Source organism: Limnoglobus sp. (assembly GCF_059499385.1).
Genome location: NZ_JCABYM010000091.1, coordinates 14,445 through 37,205, shown reverse-complemented (window position 1 = coordinate 37,205; position 22,761 = coordinate 14,445). Strand labels below are relative to the sequence as shown.

The 22,761-nt window shown below is 71.6% G+C and carries 16 protein-coding genes; 10 read left to right on the top strand and 6 right to left on the bottom strand.

The window, feature by feature from the left end; translation table 11 throughout:
* The first annotated feature begins 204 nt into the window (after positions 1-204).
* From AC5JJ2_RS16600 to AC5JJ2_RS16590, 3 genes are all read left to right on the top strand, one after another.
* Positions 205-1,293, top strand: coding sequence for a substrate-binding domain-containing protein (locus tag AC5JJ2_RS16600; protein WP_495859130.1), 1,089 nt, complete (start codon positions 205-207; stop codon positions 1,291-1,293).
* A gap of 346 nt (positions 1,294-1,639) precedes the next feature.
* Positions 1,640-3,151: a sugar ABC transporter ATP-binding protein gene (locus AC5JJ2_RS16595; RefSeq protein WP_495859129.1), complete on the top strand. Its 1,512-nt coding sequence runs from the start codon at positions 1,640-1,642 to the stop codon at positions 3,149-3,151.
* A complete protein-coding gene (locus tag AC5JJ2_RS16590) occupies positions 3,148-4,140 on the top strand; it encodes an ABC transporter permease (protein WP_495859128.1) in 993 nt (330 codons plus the stop codon). Before AC5JJ2_RS16595 ends, AC5JJ2_RS16590 begins: the two co-directional genes overlap by 4 nt.
* 85 nt (positions 4,141-4,225) lie before the next feature.
* On the opposite strand, the gene AC5JJ2_RS16585 is transcribed toward AC5JJ2_RS16590, so the two are convergent.
* Both AC5JJ2_RS16585 and AC5JJ2_RS16580 read right to left on the bottom strand, forming a co-directional pair.
* Positions 4,226-4,636, bottom strand: a complete 411-nt coding sequence (locus AC5JJ2_RS16585; protein WP_495859127.1) for a GNAT family N-acetyltransferase — start codon at positions 4,634-4,636, stop codon at positions 4,226-4,228.
* A 63-nt stretch (positions 4,637-4,699) separates the two neighbouring features.
* Positions 4,700-5,926: a glycosyltransferase family 4 protein gene (locus tag AC5JJ2_RS16580; RefSeq protein ID WP_495859126.1), complete on the bottom strand. Its 1,227-nt coding sequence runs from the start codon at positions 5,924-5,926 to the stop codon at positions 4,700-4,702.
* A gap of 136 nt (positions 5,927-6,062) precedes the next feature.
* On the opposite strand from AC5JJ2_RS16580, the gene AC5JJ2_RS16575 reads away from it, so the two are divergent.
* The 3 genes from AC5JJ2_RS16575 (at position 6,063) to AC5JJ2_RS16565 (ending at position 8,978) form a co-directional block, all read left to right on the top strand.
* On the top strand, positions 6,063-6,929 hold the full coding sequence (locus AC5JJ2_RS16575; protein ID WP_495859125.1) for an alpha/beta hydrolase fold domain-containing protein: 867 nt from the start codon (positions 6,063-6,065) through the stop codon (positions 6,927-6,929).
* A 15-nt stretch (positions 6,930-6,944) separates the two neighbouring features.
* Positions 6,945-8,357, top strand: coding sequence for a DUF1501 domain-containing protein (locus AC5JJ2_RS16570; RefSeq protein ID WP_495859124.1), 1,413 nt, complete (start codon positions 6,945-6,947; stop codon positions 8,355-8,357).
* Between the two features lie 99 nt (positions 8,358-8,456).
* The gene (locus AC5JJ2_RS16565) at positions 8,457-8,978 is read left to right on the top strand and encodes a hypothetical protein (protein ID WP_495859123.1); all 522 of its coding nucleotides are present in this window, start codon (positions 8,457-8,459) and stop codon (positions 8,976-8,978) included.
* Positions 8,979-9,069: 91 nt separating this feature from the next.
* Here the strand turns inward: AC5JJ2_RS16565 and AC5JJ2_RS16560 are convergent, their stop codons facing one another.
* Positions 9,070-10,932: a matrixin family metalloprotease gene (locus tag AC5JJ2_RS16560; RefSeq protein WP_495859122.1), complete on the bottom strand. Its 1,863-nt coding sequence runs from the start codon at positions 10,930-10,932 to the stop codon at positions 9,070-9,072.
* Between the two features lie 200 nt (positions 10,933-11,132).
* A complete protein-coding gene (locus AC5JJ2_RS16555) occupies positions 11,133-13,853 on the bottom strand; it encodes a protein kinase domain-containing protein (RefSeq protein WP_495859121.1) in 2,721 nt (906 codons plus the stop codon).
* Between the two features lie 123 nt (positions 13,854-13,976).
* Between AC5JJ2_RS16555 and hrpB the strand changes: the two genes are divergently transcribed.
* Complete coding sequence (gene hrpB, locus AC5JJ2_RS16550; RefSeq protein ID WP_495859120.1) at positions 13,977-16,496, top strand: ATP-dependent helicase HrpB; 2,520 nt, start codon at positions 13,977-13,979, stop codon at positions 16,494-16,496.
* A gap of 2 nt (positions 16,497-16,498) precedes the next feature.
* On the opposite strand, the gene AC5JJ2_RS16545 is transcribed toward hrpB, so the two are convergent.
* Both AC5JJ2_RS16545 and AC5JJ2_RS16540 read right to left on the bottom strand, forming a co-directional pair.
* On the bottom strand, positions 16,499-17,920 hold the full coding sequence (locus AC5JJ2_RS16545) for a sigma-54-dependent transcriptional regulator (RefSeq protein ID WP_495859119.1): 1,422 nt from the start codon (positions 17,918-17,920) through the stop codon (positions 16,499-16,501).
* Complete coding sequence (locus AC5JJ2_RS16540) at positions 17,895-19,430, bottom strand: sensor histidine kinase (protein ID WP_495859118.1); 1,536 nt, start codon at positions 19,428-19,430, stop codon at positions 17,895-17,897. The genes AC5JJ2_RS16545 and AC5JJ2_RS16540 overlap by 26 nt, the downstream gene beginning before the upstream one ends.
* A gap of 366 nt (positions 19,431-19,796) precedes the next feature.
* Here AC5JJ2_RS16540 and AC5JJ2_RS16535 point away from each other — a divergent pair, with 366 nt between their 5' ends.
* From AC5JJ2_RS16535 to AC5JJ2_RS16525, 3 genes are read left to right on the top strand one after another with little or no spacing between them, the layout of a single operon-like run.
* Complete coding sequence (locus AC5JJ2_RS16535) at positions 19,797-21,374, top strand: alpha,alpha-trehalose-phosphate synthase (UDP-forming) (protein ID WP_495859117.1); 1,578 nt, start codon at positions 19,797-19,799, stop codon at positions 21,372-21,374.
* A gap of 24 nt (positions 21,375-21,398) precedes the next feature.
* Complete coding sequence (otsB, locus tag AC5JJ2_RS16530) at positions 21,399-22,271, top strand: trehalose-phosphatase (protein ID WP_495859116.1); 873 nt, start codon at positions 21,399-21,401, stop codon at positions 22,269-22,271.
* A complete protein-coding gene (locus tag AC5JJ2_RS16525) occupies positions 22,268-22,678 on the top strand; it encodes a response regulator (RefSeq protein ID WP_495859115.1) in 411 nt (136 codons plus the stop codon). The genes otsB and AC5JJ2_RS16525 overlap by 4 nt, the downstream gene beginning before the upstream one ends.
* The last annotated feature ends 83 nt before the right edge of the window (positions 22,679-22,761 follow it).

Below are 22,761 nucleotides of genomic sequence, written 5' to 3'. Positions count from 1 at the left end.
CCCCCGTGGCGGAATCGCCACCTGGGTTGACGCGACACCTATAATGTCTTTTTGTCCACTTCGCCCCGCATCCATTTTTCTCGCCGATTTCTCGCCGTCTTCCTACTTCAATCCACGAGAAATGTTGCCACCCGTTTCCCCCGGCGTACATTTACTCAACATTCCTGCGGAATTCTCTCCTCCTGTTCCGAAGGCGGGTGCGTCTTGGCAATTCGTCTCCTCCCCCTGGCCGTCCTCGCGGCCGCCCTCGTCGGGTGCAGCAACTCGGGCAGCGGCGGCAAGGCCGCCGGCGGCAAGCCGAAGATCGGCATCGTCACGAACACCACCGACCCGTTCTGGGACCTGTGCGAGGCCGGGGCGAACAAGGCCGCGAAGGACTTCGACGTGGACCTCACGTTCCGCCAGCCGGAGAAGCTCGACGCGGCCATCCAGATGCCGATCATCGAGGCGTGGGTGAAGCAAGGCATGGACGGCATCGCCGTCAGCGTCATCGATCCGAAGGGGCAGGAGGAAGACCTGACGCGGATCGCGAAGAAGGTCCCGCTGGTGGCGATGGACAACGACGCCCCGGAGAGTACCGGGCGGCTCTGCTACATCGGCGTGGACAACCACGAGGCCGGCCGCGCGGCGGGCCGGATGGTGAAGAAGGCGCTGCCGAACGGCGGCACGATCGCCATGTTCATCGGGAACAACTCGTCGGCCAACGCCATCGGGCGGATCGGCGGCGTGCTGGACGAGCTGGCCACGCCGGACGCGAACGGCAAGCCGGGCACGCACCCGGCGAAGCCGGGCGTCAGCGGCAAGTTCTACGGCAAGTACTTCCTGGTGGACGGCGAGGCGAAGACGGACGGCGGCCCCGGCGAGAAGGCCGTCACGAACGCCCGCGACGTGCTGAGCCGGCTGGACGGCGTTTCGGACATCTGCCTGATCGGGCTGTACGCGTACAACCCGCCGGCGATCCTGGAGGCGGTCCGGGCGAAGTCGCTGGTCGGCAAGGTGAAGATCGTCGGGTTCGACGAGAACCTGGAGACGCTGAAGGCGATCGCGGCCGGGGAGATCGAGGGGACGGTGTGGCAGGACCCGTTCAACTACGGGTACAAGTCGGTCGAGGTGCTGGCGGCCGTGGCCCGCGGGGACAAGTCGAAGATCGTCGGCAAGGGCGGGACGGCGTACCAGGTGGTGACGAAGGACGGCGGCCCGGACCAGACGATCAACAGCCTGGTCATCAAGCACCCGAAGGCGGCCGACGTGGAGAAGAAGATCCGCGACGACCTGGCGTCGGTGAAGAAGTAGAAGCGTCCCATAGTAGTAGGCACACTCCGTGTGCCGTCTGCTGAGCGACGCGGGAACCTGTACGTAGTCCCGGCGGCCATAGTAGTAGGCACACTCCGTGTGCCGTCTGCTGCCGGCCGCGGCGACTCGGACGGACGCCCCGGTGGCGTGAAGGAGACGGCACACGGAGTGTGCCTACTACTATGACCTGGCGTCGATGAAGAAGTAGAAGCGACGGCGACCAAAGTAGTAGGCACACTCCGTGTGCCGTCTGCTGACTGCCGCGGAGACCCGTCTGTGGTCCCGGCGACGTGAAGGAGACGGCACACGGAGTGTGCCTACTACTCTGGCCCTCGGACCCGCCACCATGCCCCCTCCCCCGCGCCTGACCGTCGCCGCCGCCCGCAAGCAGTTCCCCGGCGTGCTCGCCCTCGACGGCGTCTCCCTCACCCTCGCCCCCGGTGAGGTCCTCGCCGTCGTCGGCGAGAACGGGGCCGGCAAGTCCACCCTCATGAAGATCGTCGCCGGCGTCTACCAACCGGACGCCGGCGAGGTCAAACTCGACGGCGAACCCGTCCGCTTCAACGGTCCCGGCGCGGCCATCGCCGCCGGCGTCAGCCTCATTCACCAGGAACTCAACCTCGCGGAAAACCTCACCGTCGCGGACAACCTGTTCCTCGGCCGGGAGAAGACCGTCGGCGGCGCACTCCGCGTCCTCGACCGCCGGGCGATGGCCGCGCGGTCCGCCGACCTGCTCGCCCGCGTCGGGTTGCCGGCCGGGTACGCCACCGCCCGCGTCGGCGGGCTGCCGCCCGGCGAGAAGCAGCTCGTCGAGATCGCCCGCGCCCTCGGGTTGGACGTCCGCGTCCTCATCATGGACGAACCCACGTCCAGCCTCACGCAGCGGGAGACGGAAACGCTCTACCGCGTCATCGACGACCTGAAGGCCCGCGGCGTGTCGGTCCTGTACATCTCGCACCGGCTGGCGGAGGTGAAGCGGGTCGCCGACCGCGTGACGGTCTTGCGCGACGGTCGCAACGCCGGGGAACTCGCGCGGGCGGACATCAACCACGACAACATGGTCCGCCTCATGGTCGGCCGCGACCTGAAGCAGTTCTACCCGAAGGACCACCGCAAGGGCGGCGGCGAGCCGATCTTCTCCGTCCGCGACCTCGTCTACCGCAACGGCCCGATCACGCCCGCCACGTTCGAGGTGCGGGCCGGCGAAATCCTCGGCATGGCCGGCCTCGTCGGCGCGGGGCGGACGGAGTTGGCGGAAGCGGTCTTCGGCGTCCGCCCGGTGGTCGGCGGCGAGATTTACTTGAACGGGAACAAGCTCGCGATCCGCCGGCCGCTCGACGCCATCCGTGAGGGCGTGTTCCTCGTCCCCGAAGACCGCCGGCTGCACGGCCTCGTCCTGGCCGAGAGCGTCGGGTTCAATTTAACCCTGCCGAACCTCGACCGGCTGACGAACCTCTTCGGCGTCCGCCGCGGCTCCGAGAAGGAGTTGCACCGCACCTGGATCGACCGGCTTCGCGTGAAGACGCCGTCCGCGGGCCAGACCGTCGGCCTGCTGTCCGGCGGGAACCAGCAGAAGGTCGTGTACGGCAAGTGGCTGGCCCGCGGGCCGAAGCTGCTCATCCTGGACGAGCCGACCCGCGGCGTGGACGTGGGAGCGAAGGCGGAAATCTACTCGCTGGTGGACGAACTCGCCGGACAGGGCGTGGCCGTGTGGATGATCACGTCCGACATGGAGGAACTGCTCGGCATGTCCGACCGCGTGCTCGTCATGCACGAGGGCCGGATCGCGGGCGAACTGGCGAAGGACAAACTGACCGAAGAGGCCGTCATGCGGCTAGCCACGGGGGGAACGGCGTGACACGGATTCTCGGCATCATCGGGCTTGTGACGGTGCTGTACACCGCCCTGCTCGCGTCCACCGAGCCGGCGCGGTCGGTGGACAACCTGTTCGACGTGGCCAACCTGCAGGGGCAGTACGGCATCATCACGCTCGGGGCGGCCCTCGTCATCATCGTCGGCGGCATCGACCTGTCCATCGGGTCCGTCGTCGGCTGTGCCGCCGTGCTGTTCGGCGTCACGATGAAGTCGGGGGTTCACCCGTATGCCGCCCTGCCGCTCGTGCTGCTGTTCGGCGCGACCGTCGGCCTCGTGAACGGGCTGCTCATCACGCGACTGAAGTTGCAGGCGTTCCTCGTCACCCTCTGCGGCATGTTCGTCTACCGCGGGCTGGCGCGCTTACTCGGCGGGACGGTCAGCCGGTCGTGGGTGACCGACCCCCGCGACCCGGCCGCCCACCCGGAGTTCGCCGAGCCGCTCCGCGTGCTGCGGTCGATCCTGGTCGGCAAGAACTCCATCGGCGAACTCGTCTTCCCCGGCGAGTTCGTGCTGTTGCTCGTCCTCGCCGCGATCCTCGGCTTCTTCCTGCACCGCACGGCCTACGGCCGGTACTGGTACGCGATCGGGCACAACGAGCTGGCGGCCGAGTACGCGGGCGTGAACGTGAACCGGCAGCGGGTGATCGTGTACGTGGCCTGCTCGACGCTGGCGGCGCTGGCCGGGGCGCTGTTGTTCCTGAACATGCCGTCGGTGCAGTCGGACGCGGGCGGGTCGAGTTGGGAGCTGTTCGCGATCCTCGGCGCGGTCCTCGGCGGGTGCAGCTTGCGGGGCGGCGAGGGGACGGCCGTGGGCATGGTGCTGGGGGCGATGGTGATGCCGGTGGTGGACAACTTCGTGAACCTCCGCGGCATGAAGAGCGACGGCATCCCGGCCGTGATCGGGCTGACGCTGCTCGTCGGGACGATCATCGACGAGGTGATCCGGCGACGGTCGAAGGCGGGGAAGGTTTGACGGGCCTGGCGAGCCGAGCGGCGTAAGCCGCCGGGTTACTCGCCCTCACCCGGCGGCTTACGCCGCTCGGCTCGCCGGGTTTTCGCTACTCCGGCCGCTTGCCGCGGACGACCCAACACGACGGGTGCGGCTCCAGCCCGACGTGCGGGTAGTAGGTCGCCGCCTTCGGCGCGGCGAGCAGCACGAGCGTCGTCTGCCGCCCGGCCGCCTCGTGGGTGCGGCGGATCAACTCGCGGCCGATGCCCCGCCGCTGGAACGCCTCGTCCACGGCCAGGTCGGACAGGTAGACGCAGTACGCGAAGTCCGTCACCGCCCGCGACACGCCGACGAGCCGCCCGCCGGCGCGGGCCGTCGCGATCACGTCCGCGTTCCGTAGCATCGCGTCCATCGTCGCCCGGTCGTGGACCGGCCGCCGCTCCGCGAGCGTCGAGCGGACCAGCACGTCGATGAACTCGTCCGCGGGGAGGTCGGGTTCGAGTTGGTATGAGATGTCCATGGCCGTAGACCCCACAATGATCGGACCAATTCGAAATGTTGAAATGAAAAATGCAAAATGATGTCACGTCGCGATGCGGCGGAACGCCGCCCACATCGCCGCGCCCATGCGGTCCAGGGTGAACTGCCCGACCCGCTTCTCGCCGCTGCGGACGAGGTCCGCCCGCAGCTCCGGCCACGTCAGCAGGTCGTGCATCGCCTTCGCGAACTCGTCGCGGCTGTCGGGGTTCACGAGATACCCGGCGTCCCCGGCCACCTCCGGGATGCTCGTCGCGCGGCTGGCGATGATCGGAACCCGCAGGGCCATTGCCTCAATCGTCGGCAGGCCGAAGCCTTCGTACCGCGACGGGTAGACGACGGTCCGGCAATGCGCCATCGCCCGCAGGAACGGCCCGCGGTCCAGGTTCGGCAGCACCCGCACGCGGTCGTCGGCGCTCCGCCACGCGCCATCCACGATGGACCCGCCGGCGTACTCGGCCTCGGGCAGCAGTTCCTTCAGCATCTTCTCGTGCAGGACGCCGGTGCTGGCGATAACGAACCGCACGTTCGCCAGGCCGCCGCGGACGAGTTGCCGGAACGCCTCGACGGCGACGGGCAGGTTCTTCCGCACGCGGTTGAACCCGGTCGCCGCCCCGACCGGCGAGAACAGGTACTCGCCCCAATCTGCGATCCGGTCGCCGCCGGGCCACAGTGTTTCTTCCAGGTGCTCGTCGCCGCGGGCGTGGGCCAACTCCTCCGGCGTGTCGTAGAGGCCGTGCCACACCACGTCGGTCCGGGCTTCGTCGAACGGCAGCAGCTTGCAGATGCGGGACCGGGCGTCGGCCGAGATGCACACCAGCGAGTCGATCCGCGGGCCGACGACGACGAGCGTCTCGCGGCGTTGCCGCGCCGAGTCGCCGAAGACGTGCGGGAAGTCGAGGAACCCGGCGTCGTGGAACGTCACCGCCTGCGGGCACGGCGGGTCCGCCATGCCGGTGTAATACGACGCATAAAACACGTCCGGCGAAGACGCGCGAACGGGTTCTGCCAGCGGCCGGTCGAGCGGCAGCGCCAACGGGTGGTCCGTCGGCCACGCGAGCGGCACGAACGTCACGCGCGAATCCTTCACCAGCGGTTCCCAGCCGTCGTCGAGGCCGGAGTACGGGAAGAGCTGATTCGGGTCGGTCGGGGCGAGCACCGTGAGCCCGTCGGAATCGCCCGCGGTCCGCAGCAGGGCCGCGAGCAGGCTCCGGCAATGGACGCCCAGCCCGCCGGTCACGGCGAGATGGGGCAGGAATAGCGTCACCCGCACTCGTGTCCCTCCTGGGTTCCCCACGGTCAGGCTACGGTCCCCGGAGCGGCCGGACAACCCGTCCGGCGCGTTGCACCCCGCGAACCCGGATGGTATTCTGATACAATCGCTCATCCCCACCGCTTTCAGGATACGTATGACCCGCCTTCTCGCCGCCGCGGCCGCGTTCGCCGCGACCCTGTCCGTCGCCCACGCGCAATCGAAAGGCCCGAAGCTGCCGGACGGCACGACCGTCGAGAAGGACCTCGCGTACGGCAAGCACGAGCGGAACAAGCTCGACATCGCAGTACCCAAGGGGGACGGCCCGTTCCCGCTGCTCGTCTGGATTCACGGCGGCGGGTGGGAGGCCGGGGACAAGGCGAACTTCGGCGCGTTCGCGAACCAGATCGCCCGCGGGTACGCCGTCGCCACCATCAACTACCGGTACAGCAAGCAGGCCGTCTTCCCGGCCCAGATTCTCGACGCGAAGGCCGCCGTCCGCTTCCTTCGCGCGAACGCGAAGAAGTATAAGTTCGACACGAGCCACGTCGGCGTCGGCGGGGCGTCGGCCGGCGGGCACATCTCGGCGTTGCTCGGCACGACCGCGAACGTGAAGGAACTGGAGGGCGAGGACGCGAAGCCGGACGACACCCGCGTGCAGGCCGTGTTCGACCTGTTCGGCCCGACCGACCTGGCGAAGCTGTCCCCGGCGGTCGCGAAGGACAACCCGGTGACGCGACTGCTCGGCGGCACGACCGGCGCGCTGAAGGACCTGGCCGCGAGCGGCACGCCGCAAACGCACGTCACGAAGGACGACGCCCCGTTCCTGATCCTCCACGGGGACAAGGACACGCTCGTCCCGCTCGGCCAGAGCGAGTCGCTGCACGCCGCCCTCAAGAAGGAGGGCGTGGAGAGCGAACTCGTCGTCGTGAAGGGGGCCGGGCACGGCGGGGCCGGGTTCGCGTCCAAAGAAAACGCGGACAAGATTAATGCGTTTCTCGATAAACACCTGAAGACGAAGTAACCGCCGAGGCCGACCATGAGTGTCTTGCAACCGCACGTCCCCGCGTTCCAGTCCCGCCGCGACTTCCTCCGGCTCGCCGGCGGCGGGTTCGGCGCGCTCGCGTTCGCCGCCATGAACGCCGAGGCCGGCGTCGATCCGCTCGCCCCGAAGAAGTCGCACTTCCCGGCGAAGGCGAAGGCCGTCATCTTCCTGTTCATGGAGGGCGGGCCGAGCCACGTCGATCTGTTCGACCCGAAGCCGGAGCTGACGAAGCGGCACGGCGAGAAATTGCCGGACAGCTTCGGCAAGGTCATCACCCCGATGGGCACGGGCGGGAACACGCTCCTCGCGAGCAAACGCAAGTTCGCGAAGCACGGGCAGAGCGGGCACTGGTTCTCCGACTGGCTGCCGGAGATGGCGACGACGGCCGACGAGTGGGCCGTCATGCGGGCCGTGTGGGCGGACGGCCTCAACCACGTCGGCAGCGTCTGCCAGATGAACACCGGCAGCATCCTCGCCGGCAAGCCGAGCCTCGGGTCGTGGGCGCTCTACGGCCTCGGGAGCGAGAATAAGAACCTCCCCGGTTTTGTGGTGTTCACCGAGGGCACGGGCGAAGTCTTCGGCGGCGCGCGGAACTGGGGCACGGGGTTCATGCCGCCGACGTACCAGGGCACGCACTTCCGTGGCGGGTCCAGCCCGATCCTGAATCTGAAGACGCCCGAAGAAGTCGGCGAAAAGAGACAGCGAGCGAAGCTCGACCTGATCGGCGAGTTGAATGACCTGCACAAGAAGGCCCGCCCCGGCGACGCGGACCTCGACGCCCGGCAGGCGGCCTACGAGCTGGCGTTCCGGATGCAGACGGCCGCCCCGGAGGCGGTGGACCTGTCGAAGGAGACGGCGAAGACGAAGGAGATGTACGGGCTGAACCGCAAGGAGACGGCCGAGTTCGGCCACCGCTGCCTGCTCGCCCGGCGGTTGGTGGAACGCGGCGTGCGGTTCGTGCAGGTCTACTGCGGTCCCGGCAGCCAGTGGGACGCGCACAGCGACATCGAGGGGAACCACACGAAGATGTGCCTCCGGTCGGACGGCCCGTCGGCGGCGCTGATAAAGGACTTGAAGCAGCGCGGCCTGTTGGACAGCACGCTCGTCATCTGGGGCGGCGAGTTCGGCCGCACGCCGATGAGCGAGGGGCTGACCGGCCGCGACCACAACCCCTACGCATTCTCGATGCTGATGGCCGGCGGCGGGGTGAAGGCCGGCACCGTCCACGGCACGTCCGACGAGTTCGGCCTCCGCGGGGTGGACGGCCGGGCCCACGTCAGCGACTTCCACGCGACCATCCTGCACCTCCTGGGCTTCGACCACGAGCACCTGACGTACCGGTTCAACGGCCTCGACCAGCGGATCACCGGGACCGGCGGGCACGTCGTCAAGGAAGTGTTGGCATAGTAGTAGGCACACTCCGTGTGCCGTCTGCTGTCGGCCGCAGCGACCCGGACGAATTCCCCGACGCGACTAGGAAACGGCACACGGAGTGTGCCTACTACTATGTTCGACCACTCCACTTACGGCCCGGCCGTCGCCGCGATCCTCGGCGACGGCTCCCGCCTCGCGGCCCTCGGCCCCGGCACGCCGAACGAACCGGTGCGGGCGATGCTGGCCGCGTTCGACCCGTTCCGCGACCTCGGCCGCGTCACGGACGCGGACATGGCGAAGGCGTGCCACGCCGGGCTGTGGCTGTACCACGACTTCCTCGACGAGTCGCATTCCATCAGCCAGGACATTCACACGCCGACCGGCAGCTTCTGGCACGCGGTCATGCACCGCCGCGAGCCGGACGCCTGGAACAGCAAGTACTGGTGGGACAAGGTCGGGCCGCACCCGGTCCTCGACCGGCTCCGCCGGGAGTCGCCGGCGGTCGGCTACGCCTACGCGAGTCCGCAGGAGTTCGTGGATTTTTGCGAGCGGGTCCGCGACACGAACGCCGCCGACAAGGAACTGGCCCGGCGGGTGCAGTTGCTCGAATGGCAACTCCTGTTCGACCACTGCCGCCGGAAGGCGGTCGGGTAGGTTGCACCACACACGGGAATCATGCGCGGCTCTTCGGCGGTCGCCGAGATCGCCATTCGCGACAACTTGACCCAATCCCATTTCCGGCGGCTCAGTACCACACGGCCGGCTCGTCCCAGCCCGGCTGGGAGTACGGCTGCGGCTGGTACTCGGCCGGCTCCGGGTCCGGCGGCGGTGGGGGCGGCGGGGACTCGGCCGGCGGGGGCGGGGGGCTGGTCGGTTCCGGGCTGCCGGTCGAGTCGATCGGCGTCGCCCCGATCGGGTCGGTCCGGACCACGACGCCGAGGCGGAAGCTAACCGGCCCGGCCGACCCCCGCGCGACGAAGGCGAGGGCGTAGTCCCCGGCCGGCAGGAAGACGGCCACTGACCGGGTGCGGTCGGCCGCCGCGGCGAGCGTCGCCACGACCGTGCCGTCCGCGGCCGTGACCCGCAACTCGACGCCCTGTCCCGCGTCGGCGGCGTCGGCCGTGAGGACGAAGTGGACCTGGCCGGACTGCCGGACGGTCAGCCCGCCCGCCGCGCCGGCCGTCGGCGTGAGCGTCCGCGTCGCCCCGGTCGGCATGACTACCGTGCCCGTCCGAAGGTCGGCGGCGAGCGTGTACCCGCCCCGGTGACCGGAATCCGACGACAGCTTCAGGAAGTACGAGTGCCCCGGCGTCACGCCACGGAGTTGCACCGTCGTCGCGTTCCCGTTCGCCGTCAGGACCTCGGCCGGGAGCCGGCGGCCGAGGGCGTCCGTCGCCTCGACCCACGGGTCGAGCGCCGCCCCGGCGTGGCCCCAGACGGTCGCGAGCAGGTTGACCGGCTCGGCGTCCGTCGCCGGCGGCACGGTAACCCGGTACACGTCCACGTCCTGACCCGACCCGAACCCGCCGCGGGCGACGTACTCCGTCCGCGGGGCGACCGTCGCCGTCGAGCTGAGCAGCGTCGTCGCCGTCGCGAGCGTGTCGTTCAGTCCGGTCTCTTCCAACACGTCGGACACGAGGCCGGTCAGGTCCGACACCAGCGAGTGCTGGGTCACGGACAGGCCGTAGGCCCCGACCGCGAAGGGGTCCGGGGCGGCCGCGGACACGCGGACGTAGTACGTCGCCAGCCGGCGGACGGACCCGAGCGAGACGGTGATGTCGTTGCTCGCCGGGTCGGTCGCGACCAGCGCGGCGACCGGGGTTCCGCCCGCGTCCAGGACTTCGACCTTCGCCGTCAGCAGGCTCAGGCCGGCGGCCGTAAGGTTGACCGTGACGCCGCGGGTGAGGAGGCCGGTCGTGACCCGGTACACGTCCGCGTCGCCGGCCGTGGTGAGGTCGGCCTGAAGGGGGCCGGTGTAAGGGGTGGCCGTTCCCGGCGTGTCGTTCTCGGTACGGCCCTCGAACCGGTCCGCCGCCCGCGGGCCGTAGAGCGCCTGGACGGCGGCCACGTCCGCGGCGGACAGCCCGGCCCGCGGCCCGCGGTAGAACTCGAACATGGCCGACGCCGGGTCCGGGCTGTTGCCGACGCCGAGGGCGTGCCCGGCCTCTTGCAAGAGCGCCGTGTACAGGTCCGGCCCGCCGGGGAAGGCGGCGGTGTTGATGACCACGTCCCCGGAGTACGGGTCGAGCGGGGCGTAGGGGGCGGTGACGGCGAGCACGTCCGACGGGAGCGGGACGCCTCCGACGCGAACGTCCCCGAACCGCGGGTCGCCCTGGGTCGCGCCGCCGACGCCGAACGCCGACCCGTCGTCCGCCGTGAGGCCGACGTTCACGTTCGCGGCAACGGCCCACGCCTGGAACGCGCGGAGCGCGTCCCGCCGGGCGTCGGGACCGAGCGCGGACAGCGAGCTACTTCCGCCGCCGACGGCCGTGCCGTCCGGGGCGAAGCTGAGGGTGAGCCGTTCGGCGTCCGGCCACGGGATGCCGAACGTCGCCGGGAGGTCGCGGGGTTCGAGGGACTCGACGCGGAGGCGGACGAACGGCCGCATGGAGGGAAACCCCACGGGTGTGAAGGATGACGAGAAGGTTGTGGGGTAACGAATTAATGGGCCAGGATTCCGGCTAGGCAAGCGAAATGTCTCGGTTGTCGTCCGTCGGGATTAAGATGCGGCGCTTGTTTTGTGCCATCGGTCGGAGCGAGCAAACAACGGCCCCTGTGGCGATCCGAGCGATCGACCGATGCCGGCCGTCATTGCCCCAGCCGGTCGATCGCCCGCGCGGCCGCGGTCACCTGATCGAACCGCGGGTCGCGGCGGACCGGGTCGAGGTCCGGGTCCGATTCCAGCAACGCCCGGTCCGCGAACCCGGCCTTGACGGCCAGCGCGAGGTGGACGAACGCCTTGTCCTTCGCCGGCCCCGCCGGATCGGCCTTCGCCAACTGCGCGAACACCCCGGCGACCTGGAAGTGGCGGTACGCCGACCCGTCGAGCATGAGGGCGGCCGCGGCGTCCCGCCCGGCCTCGGCCGCGCGGCCGAGACGGGCGTGGTACACGCCGCGGGACCCGAGCGCGTCCGCGTGGCTCGGGTGGCGGGTCAATAACTCGTCCAGCACCGGGATCGCGTCCGCCTCTCGCCGGAGGTGGTCGGCGAGGACGACCGCCTTGTTCACCAGCGCGTCCCGCAACGTCGGGTTGAGCGCCAGCGCGGCGTCGAAGTCCGCGAGCGCCTCGTGCGGTTGCTTCGCGGCCAGCCGCCACGCCCCGCGGGCGGTCCAGCTCAGGGCGTCGGTCGGCGTGCGGGCCAGTCCCTCCGCGCGGTCGGCGTCCGCCCCGGCCGCGTCCCCGGCGGCCCGGCGGGCCCGCGACCGCAGGAAGTACAGCCGGGTCGGTGCGGCGGGGTCGGCGAGCGCGGCCGTGTAGTCGGCGGCCGCGTCGGCCGGCCGCCGCAGGCCGTCGCGGGCCGTCCCGCGGTTCAACAGGGCCGGCCCCCAGCCCGGCTTGAGGTCGAGGGCGCGGGTGAGGTCGGCCTCGGCCTCGGCGAACCGCCGGAGGCGGACGAGCGCCACCCCGCGGTTCGCGTGCGGGAACGGCGACTCCGGCCGCAGGGCGGCGGCGACGGCGAACGCGGTGACGGCCTCCGCCGGCTGGTTCAGGGCGTCGTGGCACATGCCGCGGGCGAACCACGCGAGGAACCGGGTCGGGTCGCGGTCGCAGGCGCGGGCGAGCAGCGGCAGCGCCTCGGCCGGCCGGCCGGCGGCCGCGAGGTCGAGGCCGTCGAAGTAAAGGTCGGCCGGCCGCGCCGTCGCCGGGTCCGGTGCGGCGAACCGGGGCACCGGCCGGCCGCCGAGCCGCGCCTCAAATTCGGCCCGGTGGCGGGCGACGACGGCCGGCCGGTCGGCGTCGGCGAACAGCCGCCCGGCCAGCCGGTTCCAGGCGAGGGCGGTCGGGAGGCCGTCCGGCGTGCCCGCCGTGGCCCGCGCCATGAGGATCGATGCGTTCGCGAAGCGGGCCTTCAACTCCGCCCGGCGGTCCGGGGCGAGCAGGGCGACCGCCGGCCGCGATTCCCACCCCGCGTCCTGGGCGACCCCGTACCCGGCCAGGACGCCCTGCGCCAGGTCCAGCCCGTGCCCGCGGAGGGCCGCGTCCGTGTGCGAGCCGAGCATCGCCTCGGCCGCCTTCAGGTCGGCCACGGCCGCGGCCCACCGGCCGTCGGCCTCGGCCCGCTGGAGTTGCCCGGTGCGGGCGACGAGGTCGGCCTGCCGGGCGGCGACGACGACGGCCGGCACGACGACGGCGGCCAGCGCCAGGGCGGCGGCCGCCAGGCCGGGGTTCCGCCGCCGCCACTTCGCCACCCGCTCGACGGCCGACGCGTTCCGGGCGAACTTTAACGGCCGGGCCGCGAGCTGCCGGGTCGCGTCCTCCCGGATGTCGGCGGCACAGGCGTACCGGTCGGCCGGGTCGGGGGCGAGCAGCTTGAGCGCGATCGCGTCCACGGCCGGCGGGACGCTCGGGTTGAACCGGCTCGGCGGCGGCGGCGGTTCGGCGTGTTGGGCGATCCGCGCGGGGAGCGCGTCCGCGGCCCCGACCGCCTCCGGCAGCGGGTACGGCTGCCGGCCGGTCAGGAGTTCGTACAGGATGACGCCGAGCGAGTAGAGGTCGCCCCGCTCGTCCACCGCGACGGCCGGGTCCAGGAACGCCCGGAGGTGCTCCGGGGCCATGTACGCCAGCGTCCCGCCGAGCATCCCGTCCGCCCCGCGGGCCGACTCGCACGACACGTTGAAGTCGAGCAGCATCGGCACGCCGTCCGACGTGACCAGGACGTTGCCGGGCTTCAGGTCGCGGTGCAGGATGTGCCGGGCGTGGGCGTGCCCCAGCCCGGCGGCGAGCTGGCCGACGAACCACACGCACCCCTCGACGAACGACAGCTTCGCGAGCGCCGCGACCGCGTCCGCCAGCGCCGGGGCGTCGGCCGGGGCGGCGGCCGCCACCGGGGCGAGCAACACCCCGCCGTTGGCCCGCTGGTCCTTCGGCGTGCCGTCGAGGGTCGCGAGGATTTGCGCCAGCGTCACCTCGCCCAGGTACGGCATGCACAGCGCCTGGAGCGGCCCGGCGTTGTGGACGGAATAGACCGGAACGACGTTCGTGTGCTGGAGCCGCGCGAGGTTCTGCGGCTCGTCCGTCTGGGCGGTCGTCACCTTGAGGACGACCAGCCGGTGGGCGAGCGACTCCTGGCGGGCGAGGAAAACGTGGGCGAACGACCCGCGGCCGATCTCTTTGACTAGCTCGAAGTGGAGGAACCAGTCGCCCGGCTCGGGGAACGGCACGCCGGGCAGCCCGGCCGACGCCTGCGGGGTGACGGCCACCGGCAGCGGCTCGCCCCGCGGCGTGGGGTGGGGGTCCGGCCGCCGCGGGCGGACGAGGTGGGTGGCGTCCAACTTGGACGGCGGAATCGGCGGGTCACCGCCCGGCATGCTACGGCTCGCGTGAAGGTGTGGCCGGGCGAGGGGGCGGCTCAGCACCTGCTGATTCCGACATCCTAGAACACCCCCGGCCGGATGCAACCGACCGGCCGAACCGCCGCTAAAATCAGCCGCATGAGCCGCGACCCGCTGCCCGTCGATGCCGTTTTGCCCGAACTACTCGCCCGGCTGGGGGATCGCGGCGCGGCCGTCCTCCGCGCGCCGACCGGGGCCGGGAAGACGACCCGCGTGCCGCCCGCGCTGATGGCGACCGTGCCCGGCACCGTGCTGGTCCTCGAACCGCGGCGGGTCGCCGCCCGCGCCGCGGCCCGGCGGATGGCGGTCGAACACGGCTCGCCGCTCGGCGAGGTGTTCGGCTACCACGTCCGGTTCGACCGCGCCGCCGGGCCGCGGACGCGGGTGCTGGCCGTCACCCCCGGCGTCCTGCTACGGATGCTCCACGACGACCCGTTCCTGGAGGCGGCGTCGGCCGTCGTGTTCGACGAGTTCCACGAGCGGGGGCTGGAGGCCGACCTCGCCCTCGGCATGGTCCGGCTGGTCCGGCAGGCGCGGCCGGAGCTGCGGGCCGTCGTCATGTCCGCGACGCTCGACGCCGGGCCGGTGAGCGAGTACCTCGGCGGCTGCCCGGTCGTTACGAGCGAGGGGCGGACGTTCCCGGTCGAGGTCCGCTACCGGCCGAAGCGGGCCGAGACGCCGTGGCCGGACGCGGCCGCGAGCGCCGTGCGGGACGCCCTGCGGGCGGCGGACGGCGACGTGCTCGTGTTCCTCCCCGGCCTCGGCGAGATCCGCCGCACGGCCGACGCGCTGGCGGACCTCGAACCGGCGGTCGCGGTGCTCCCGCTGCACGGCGAGCTGCCGCCGGACCAGCAGGACCGCGCGCTGCAGCGGCTCGACCGGCGGAAGGTGGTCCTCGCCACGAACGTCGCGGAAACGTCCGTCACCGTCGATGGCGTGGCCGTCGTCATCGACACCGGGCAGGCCCGGCAACTGGAGTTCGACACGGCCGTCGGCATGGACCGGCTGCGGCTCGTGCCGATCTCGAAGGCGTCCGCGGACCAGCGGGGCGGCCGCGCGGGCCGGACCCGGCCCGGCGTCTGCGTCCGCCTGTGGGACGAGATCGGGCAGAAGGCGCGGCCGGAACAGACGGAGCCGGAAATCCGCCGCGTGGACCTGGCGTCGGCGGTGCTGCACCTGTTCGCGCACGGCGAAGACCCGGCCGCATTCCCGTGGCTCGAACCGCCGCGAGCGGAAGCGGTGCGGCAGGCCGTCGGGTTGCTCGAACGGCTGGATGCGGTGAGCGGGAACAAGCTGACGGCCCTCGGTGAGGAACTGGCGGGGCTTCCGGTCCACCCGCGGCTGGGGCGGCTGCTCGTGGAAGGGAAGCGGCTCGGCGTGCCGGGCCGGGCGGCGCTGGCGGCGGCCGTGCTCGGCGACCGCGACCCGTTCCAGCGGCCGTTCGACGGACCGCCGCACTTGGCCCCGCCGGCGGCCGCGACCGAGTCGGACCTCCTGGACCGGGTGGAGGCGCTCGAGCAGTTCGCCGCGACCGGCCGGCTCGACTTCCCGGTCGGCCGGCTGTCCCGCGGGTCGGCCCGATTTGTTCTCGAAGCGCGGGACCAACTGTTTCGGCTGGTGAACCGGGGGACGAAGGGGCGGAGCGACCTTCCGGCGGACGCCGACGAGGCGCTGTTGCGGGCCGTGTTCGCAGCGTTCCCGGACCGGCTGGCGCGGCGGCGGGAGCGGACCGACCGCCGGGCGCGGATGGTCGGCGGCCGCGGCGTGCGGCTGGCCCACCAGAGCGGCGTGAACGAGCCGGACCTGTTCGCCTGCGTGGACGTGGACGCCGGCGGGACCGATTCGCTCGTCCGGCTGGCGTCCGGCGTCCGCCGCGAGTGGCTGCCGGCCGACCGGCTGACCGTCCGGCACGAGGTCGAGTTCGACGAAAGTTCGGAGCGGGTCGTCGCGCGGAAGCGGACGCGATTCGAGGACCTGGTCATCGACGACACGGCCGGTCACGTCGCCGACGAGGGCGAGGCCGCCCGCGTGCTGGCGGCCGCGGCGGCGGCCCGGTTCGACCGCGTCGCCCCGGCCGCGGACTCGGAGGCGGGGCGGTTCCTTCTTCGCTTGCGATGCTTGAACGCATGGATGCCGGCGCTCGACCTGCCGCGGTTCGACGACGACGAGTTGAAGGCGATGTTGCCGGACCTGTGCCGCGGGCGGCGGTCGCTCCCCGACCTCCGGGCCGGGCCGTGGCTCGACCTCGTCCGCGGCCGGCTGACGTACCAGCAGCAACAACTGATCGACCGCGAGGCCCCGGACCGCCTCCGCGTGCCGAGCGGCCGGGACGTACCACTCGAATACGCGGAGGGCCGCCCACCGGTGCTGGCGGTGCGGATTCAGGAGTTGTTCGGCCTCGCGGAGACGCCCCGCATAGCCGGCGGGCGGGTGAAGGTGCTGCTGCACCTGCTCGCGCCGAACGACCGGCCGCAACAGGTGACGGACGACCTGGCGAGCTTCTGGGCGACCGGCTACCGCGTCGCCCGCAAGGACCTCCGCGGCCGCTACCCGAAGCACGACTGGCCGGACGACCCGACGACGGCGACGGCGAGCCGCGGCCCGAAGCGGCGGGTGTGAGCCTACCCGTCCGGGCGGAGGTGCTTCTGGATGACGAGGCCGAGGGCCAGCAACTTCGCCCGCAGCGTGGTCCGCGAGATGCCGAGGAGCTGGCTGGCCATCACTTGGTTCCCGCCCGTGTGTTGCAGGACCGTTTCCAGCACCGCCCGGTCCGTGACCTGCGTGACCTGGGCGTAGATGTCCTCCTCGCCGCGGGCGAGCAAGTCCTTGACCAACTCCTCCACCGTCCCCGCCCCGGACGGCGGCGCGGGCGGCTGGTTCCCCTGGATTGTGTGGGGCAGGCAGTCGGGCGTCACGACCTCGCCGACCGCCTGCACGACCGCGAACCGCACGGCGCTTTGCAGCTCGCGGACGTTCCCCGGCCATCCGTGCGCCTCCAGGAGCCGCGTCGCCTCCGGGGAGAATGCGCGGACGGCCTTGCCGAACTTCTGGTTGGCCCGCCGCAGGAAGTGGTCGGTCAGCGGGGCGAGGTCGTCCTTGCGGTCCCGCAGCGGCGGCAGGTGGATGGTGAACCCGTTCAACCGGTACAGCAGGTCGCTGCGGAACGTGCCGGCCGCGGCCATCGCGTCCAGGTCGCGGTTCGTGGCGGCGATCGTCCGCACGTCCACCGCGATCGTCTGCGACGACCCGACCCGCTCGAACTTCTGCTCCTGCAAGAGGCGGAGCATCTTCGCCTGCGTCGCCGGGGCCATGTCGCCGACCTCGTCCAGGAAGATCGTCCCGCCGTCGGCCTGCTCGAACTTCCCGACCCGCTGCCGGTCCGCGCCGGTGAACGCCCCCTTCTCGTGGCCGAACAGCTCGCTCTCTAGCAGCGTGTCCGGGATGGCGGCGCAGTTGATCGCCACGAACGGCCGGTCCGCCCGCCGGCTGTGCTGGAAGATGGCGCGGGCGACGAGTTCCTTCCCGGTCCCGCTCTCGCCGGTGATGAGCACGTTCACGTCGGCGGCCGTCACCCGGCCGATGGCCTTGAAAACCTCTTGCATCGCGGCCGACCGGCCGACGATCCGGTCGCCGGCCGCGTCCGGCTCGGCGTCGTCCAGGACGGCCGGCACGGCCTGCATCCGCCGGAGGTCGAGCGCCCGCGCGACGACGGCCTGCAGCTGGTGCAGGTCCACCGGCTTCAGCAGGTAGTCGAACGCCCCGCGCTTCATCGCCTCGATGGCCGTTTCCGTCGTCCCGTGGGCGGTGATGATGACGACCGGCAGCCGTGGGTCGATGGTCCGGACCGTGTCGAACACGTCCAGCCCGGACTGGTCCGGCAGTTTCACGTCCAGGATCATCACGTCCGGGGCGGCGTCCCGGACGCGGCGGAGGGCGTCCTTGCCGGTCCGGGCCGTGACGACCTCCCGGTCCTCGGCCGCGAGGCCGAGGTCGAGTGTGTAGAGCACGTTCGGCTCGTCATCGACCAGCAGCAACTTCGGCATCGTGGCCTCGCGGGACGGCTCGCGGCGGGCGGGGGATGACGGCCGACCGGCCGGTGCGGGCGAGCGGCAGCCGGACGACGAACGCCGCCCCGCCGGCCGCCCGGTTGGCCGCCTCGATCTCGCCGCCGTGGGCGTCCGCGATGCGGCGGCAGATCGACAGGCCGAGGCCCAGGCCGGTGTCCTTCGTGCTGACGAACGGCTCGAAAACCCGGTCGCGGACCTCGGCGGCGAGGCCGGGGCCGTCGTCCGCCACGGTGATTTCCAGGGCGTCCCCGGCCCGGACCTCGACCCGCACCGCGCCGCCGTCCGGTTGGGCCTCCAGGGCGTTGAACAGCAGGTTGTACAGGATTTGTTGCAGTTGGTTCGGGTCCACGTCCGCGACGACCGGGCTGAACACGTCCACGACGACGGCCACGCCCTGGAGCGTCGCCCGGCTGCGGACGCGGTCGGCCACCTGCTCGACGAGCGGGCCGACGGCGACCGGCTTCTTGTCCGGCCGCGGCGGGCGGGCGAAGTCGAGGAACGAGCCGACGGTCTGTTCCAGCCGGATGATCTCCTCTTCCAGCACCTGCACGTCCTTCGCGCGGATGCGGTCGCCGGTGCGGCCGTCGGCCAGGGCTTGAATCAACAGCTTGATCGCCATGAGCGGGTTGCGGACCTCGTGGGCGATGCCGGCGGCCATCTGCCCGGCCCACGCGAGTTGCTCGGCCCGGAGGGCGTCGCTCTCCGTTTGCTTCAGCCGGGCGAGCACGGCCGTCGCGCTCGTCGCCACGGCGTCCAGCGCGTCCGCGGACCGGCCGGCCCGGTTCGCCGTGTCCTCTGCCGTGCGGGCCGCCTCGTCCAGTTGCCGGGCCGTCGTCCGGAGCCGGACTTCGGTGTTGAGCATCGTCCGCCGGATGGTCGAAGAGAGAACCCAGCCGCCGAGTAGCCCACCGAACCCGCCGAACAGCCCGAGCGCGATCAGCCCGGTCGTGACCAGCGACGCGACCCGCTGGTTCTCCTCGTTCGCCTTGGTCAGCATCCCCTCGTTCAGCCGGAGGTACTCCCGCGTCGGCTCGATGACTTCCTCGGTGAGCAACGAGTCGATCAGGGCGAGCGTCTTGGTGTAGTCGGCCCGCGCCGCCTGCCCCTGGGTCATCCGCTGGTACTCGGTGAAGAACTCCTGGAGGCCGGCCCGCGTCTTCTGCATCAGAGATCGCTCCGCCGGCGTGGTCGCCAGCCGCTCGGCGTTCTCCAGGGCGGCCATCGTCCGCTCTTGCAGCCGCGGGATCGGTTCGAGCATCTTCGAGTCGCCGGTAATCAAGTACCGGACGCCCTGGCTGCGGAGGTCGCGGACGGACAGCTCCAGGTTCTGCGCCGCCCTCATGCTCGTGACGTTCTCGGTCAACATGCCGGCGACGGACGCCTGCATGGTGCGGACGTACCAGGCCGTGCCGCCGGCCATGAGCAGCAACAGGATGCTGACGGCCGCCACGGGCAGGGCCACGCCGGTCCAGATGCGAGGGGCCATGAGTTTACCCGTCTCCTGTGCAGATTCTGGACAGTTCGGCCAGATTCCGATCCCACGGGCCGCGGTATCTCGTTCGTCTAGCTCGGCCATGAGGTCCCGTTTTCTGGTTCAACGAGTGGGGGCGGGCGAAGTTCCGTTCGTTCGATGGGAACATCCTAACTCTACACGTATTCCAGCGGTTAACTTGCAGGACGTTTTCCGATCCGCCCCGGCCGCGGCCGCCGTTCGCCCGGCCGATCCCGACCCCACGTTGCCCTCTGGTACACGGCTTGCGTTGGAGGGGGCAACTGTCGTGCCCGTGCCGTCCGACGACGACGCGGAAGACACATTACTCCCTCGATTGACCCAATTTCCCCCGGAGGCCCCGTGGGCTGGACCAAAGAACGACTGGAAGACGTGGCCCGGACCCGGTTCGGCGGCGCGAAGCTCATCGTGGTCGCCAACCGGGAGCCGTACATCCACCAGTACCGGGACGGGGCGATCGAGGTCATGCGGCCGGCGGGCGGGCTGACGACGGCCCTGGACCCGGTGATGCAAGCCTGCGGGGGCGTGTGGGTGGGGCACGGGTCGGGTAACGCCGACCAGTTGACGGCCGACGACCGGGGACGCCTCTCCGTCCCCCCGGACGACCCCACCTACACCCTCCGCCGCGTCTGGCTGACGGCCGAGCAGGAGGCCGGGTACTACTACGGGTTCGCGAACAGCACGCTCTGGCCGCTCTGCCACCAGGTGTACCAGCGGCCGACGTTCGACCCGACCCACTGGGCGGTTTACCGCGAGGTGAACCAGCTCTTCGCCGAGGCCGTCCTTGAGGAAGCGCAAGGCGGCCCGGCGGTGGTCTTCGTGCAGGACTACCACTTCGCCCTGCTCCCGCGGCTGTTGAAGGCGGCCCGGCCGGACCTGGCGGTCGCGCAGTTCTGGCACATCCCGTGGCCGAACTCCGAGACGTTCCGCCTCTGCCCGTGGGCCGGCGAGTTGCTCGACGGGATGCTCGGTAACGACCTGCTCGGGTTCCACACCCAGTACGACTGCAACAACTTCCTGGAGACGGTGGACCGGACGCTCGAGTCCCGCATCTGCCGGGAGCGGTTCAGCGTCGGCCGCGGCGGCCGCGACACGCGGGTCCGGCCGTTCCCGATCAGCGTCGATCCGGACCTCGCCGCCGAATACGCCGGGGACGACTGGGACGACCGGGTCGCGGCCGTGCGGCGCAAGTACGGCCTCGGCGGCCGGCCGCTGATCGTCGGCGTGGACCGCGTCGATTACACGAAGGGCATCCCCGAACGCCTCCGGGCCGTGGACCGGTTGCTCCAGCGGCAGCCGGAGCTGGTCGGGCGGTTCCACATGGTCCAACTCGGCGCGCCGAGCCGGACGACGCTCCCGGCCTACCGCGACTTGACCCGCGAGATCTTTTCCCTCGCGGACGGGATCAACGCCCGGCACGGCACGCCGGACTGGCGGCCGGTCGTGTTCCTCAACGAGCACACCGGGCCGGAGATGATCTACGCCCTGTACCGGGCCGCCGCCGGGTGCGTGGTGAGTTCGCTACACGACGGCATGAACCTGGTGGCGAAGGAGTTCGTCGCCGCACGGGACGACGACCAGGGCGTGCTCGTGCTCTCGCAGTTCACCGGGGCCGCCCGCGACCTGACGGACGCCGTGCTCGTCAACCCGTTCGACGTGGACGGGCTGGCGGCCGGGCTGCACGCCGTCCTGACGATGCCGCCCGAAGAGCAGCAGCGGCGGATGCGGCGGATGCGGGCGCAGGTCCGGGACAACAACATCTACCGGTGGGCCGGGACGCTCCTGAGCGAGGCGTGCAAGCTCGTGGACGAAACCGCGGCCGTCGGGTCGGGGTCCTGGCCGGACCTCGACGACCCGGTCCGGCCGGCGTACCCGGCCTACGGCGCGGCCGCGGCCCCCGTCCTGATGAGCATGACCTGAAGGCCGTCCTTTTGAGGTGGAACGATGTCCGTTTCGTGTTGGGTCAAGCGGGCGGCCGCGGAGCACCGCGCCGGCCGCCCGGTGGCCCTGTTCTTCGACTACGACGGGACGCTGACGCCGATCGTGTCGCACCCGTCGCTCGCCCTCCTGGCCCCCGAGACGCGGGGGCTGCTCGCGGACCTCGCGGCGACGGACCGGGTGTCCGTTGCGGTCGTGAGCAGCCGCGCCCTGGGGTCGTTGAAGGAGCTTGTCGCCGTGCCCGACCTCTGGTACGCCGGGTCCGGCGGGATGCACATGGACTTCGGCGACGAGGAATTGATCGACCCGTCCATCGCCGCGTTCCACGAGGTCGCGGACGCGATCATCGTCGCCACGACGCAGCTGTTCCAGTGGTACCCCGGCGCGTGGTTCGACCGGAAGCCCGGCTGCCTGGCCGTCCACTACCGGGCGCTCACGCCGCTGATGGCCGCGTGCCTGGTGGACGAATTCCGCGACGCCCTGGACGAGTTGCAGATCGACTGCCCGCCGCTACGGGTCCGGGAGGTCACCCGGTCGCTCGAGATCGCGCTGGCCGGGTCGTGGACGAAGGGCACGGCCGTCGAGCGGACGCTCGCCCGCCTGCCCGCCGACGCGTTCGCGGTGTACGCCGGCGACGGGGCGAACGACGCCGAGGCGGTCGCGGCGGCGAACGCCCGCGACGGGCTGTCCGTCGGCATCGGCCCGGAGGCCCCGCCGGCCGCCGGCGTCCGGATCGACACCCAGGCCGAGTTCGTCAAGGACCTCGCGGACCTGGCGGCCGAGATCGCCCCCGGCCGGTCCGCCGGGCCGCCCGCGTGGACGCCGGCGTGTTTGCACGGCGCGTTGGACCCGGACCTCATTCCGACGAGGTGGCCATGAGTCCGTCGAGTCCGTGCGGCATCCTGCTCGTCGATCCGGTCGCCGGCGACCGCCGCCAGTTGAAGCAGGCGCTCGAAACCCGCGGGTGGTCCGTCTGGGACGTGGCCGACGGCGCGGCGGCCCTCCGGGTGTACGCCGACCGCGGGGCCGAGATCGGCGCGGTGGTGGTGGACTTCCAGTTGCCGGGGTTCCAGGGGGCGCGGGTGCTCGCCGAGCTGGGCGACCTCGCCCCGTCGCTGGTCCGGCTGGCGATGACGGCCGAGGTTCCGGGGTACACGACCGCCGCGTTCCGCCAGATCTCCCCCACCCCGCTCCTGACGAAGCCGGTCCGCGTCGGCGAGCTGGACCGCCTGCTCCGCGAGTCGATCGCCCCGTCCGAAGACCGCTTCAACCCCAACCTCGCGTAGCGGCGTTCGCGCGAAATACCCTGGCCGTCGCCGCGGCATCGTCACGTCAATCGGGAACGACGAGTACGATTCTGAGTCGTGGG

Excerpts from the sequence above, each read along its gene's own strand:
- AC5JJ2_RS16560 (WP_495859122.1), bottom strand. The coding sequence starts at position 10,932 with ATGCGGCCGTTCGTCCGCCTCCGCGTCGAGTCCCTCGAACCCCGCGAC.
- AC5JJ2_RS16570 (WP_495859124.1), top strand. The coding sequence starts at position 6,945 with ATGAGTGTCTTGCAACCGCACGTCCCCGCGTTCCAGTCCCGCCGCGAC.
- AC5JJ2_RS16555 (WP_495859121.1), bottom strand. The coding sequence starts at position 13,853 with ATGCCGGGCGGTGACCCGCCGATTCCGCCGTCCAAGTTGGACGCCACC.
- otsB (WP_495859116.1), top strand. The coding sequence starts at position 21,399 with ATGTCCGTTTCGTGTTGGGTCAAGCGGGCGGCCGCGGAGCACCGCGCC.
- AC5JJ2_RS16525 (WP_495859115.1), top strand. The coding sequence starts at position 22,268 with ATGAGTCCGTCGAGTCCGTGCGGCATCCTGCTCGTCGATCCGGTCGCC.
- AC5JJ2_RS16575 (WP_495859125.1), top strand. The coding sequence starts at position 6,063 with ATGACCCGCCTTCTCGCCGCCGCGGCCGCGTTCGCCGCGACCCTGTCC.
- hrpB (WP_495859120.1), top strand. The coding sequence starts at position 13,977 with ATGAGCCGCGACCCGCTGCCCGTCGATGCCGTTTTGCCCGAACTACTC.
- AC5JJ2_RS16565 (WP_495859123.1), top strand. The coding sequence starts at position 8,457 with ATGTTCGACCACTCCACTTACGGCCCGGCCGTCGCCGCGATCCTCGGC.
- AC5JJ2_RS16585 (WP_495859127.1), bottom strand. The coding sequence starts at position 4,636 with ATGGACATCTCATACCAACTCGAACCCGACCTCCCCGCGGACGAGTTC.
- AC5JJ2_RS16595 (WP_495859129.1), top strand. The coding sequence starts at position 1,640 with ATGCCCCCTCCCCCGCGCCTGACCGTCGCCGCCGCCCGCAAGCAGTTC.
- AC5JJ2_RS16540 (WP_495859118.1), bottom strand. The coding sequence starts at position 19,430 with ATGGCCCCTCGCATCTGGACCGGCGTGGCCCTGCCCGTGGCGGCCGTC.
- AC5JJ2_RS16545 (WP_495859119.1), bottom strand. The coding sequence starts at position 17,920 with ATGCCGAAGTTGCTGCTGGTCGATGACGAGCCGAACGTGCTCTACACA.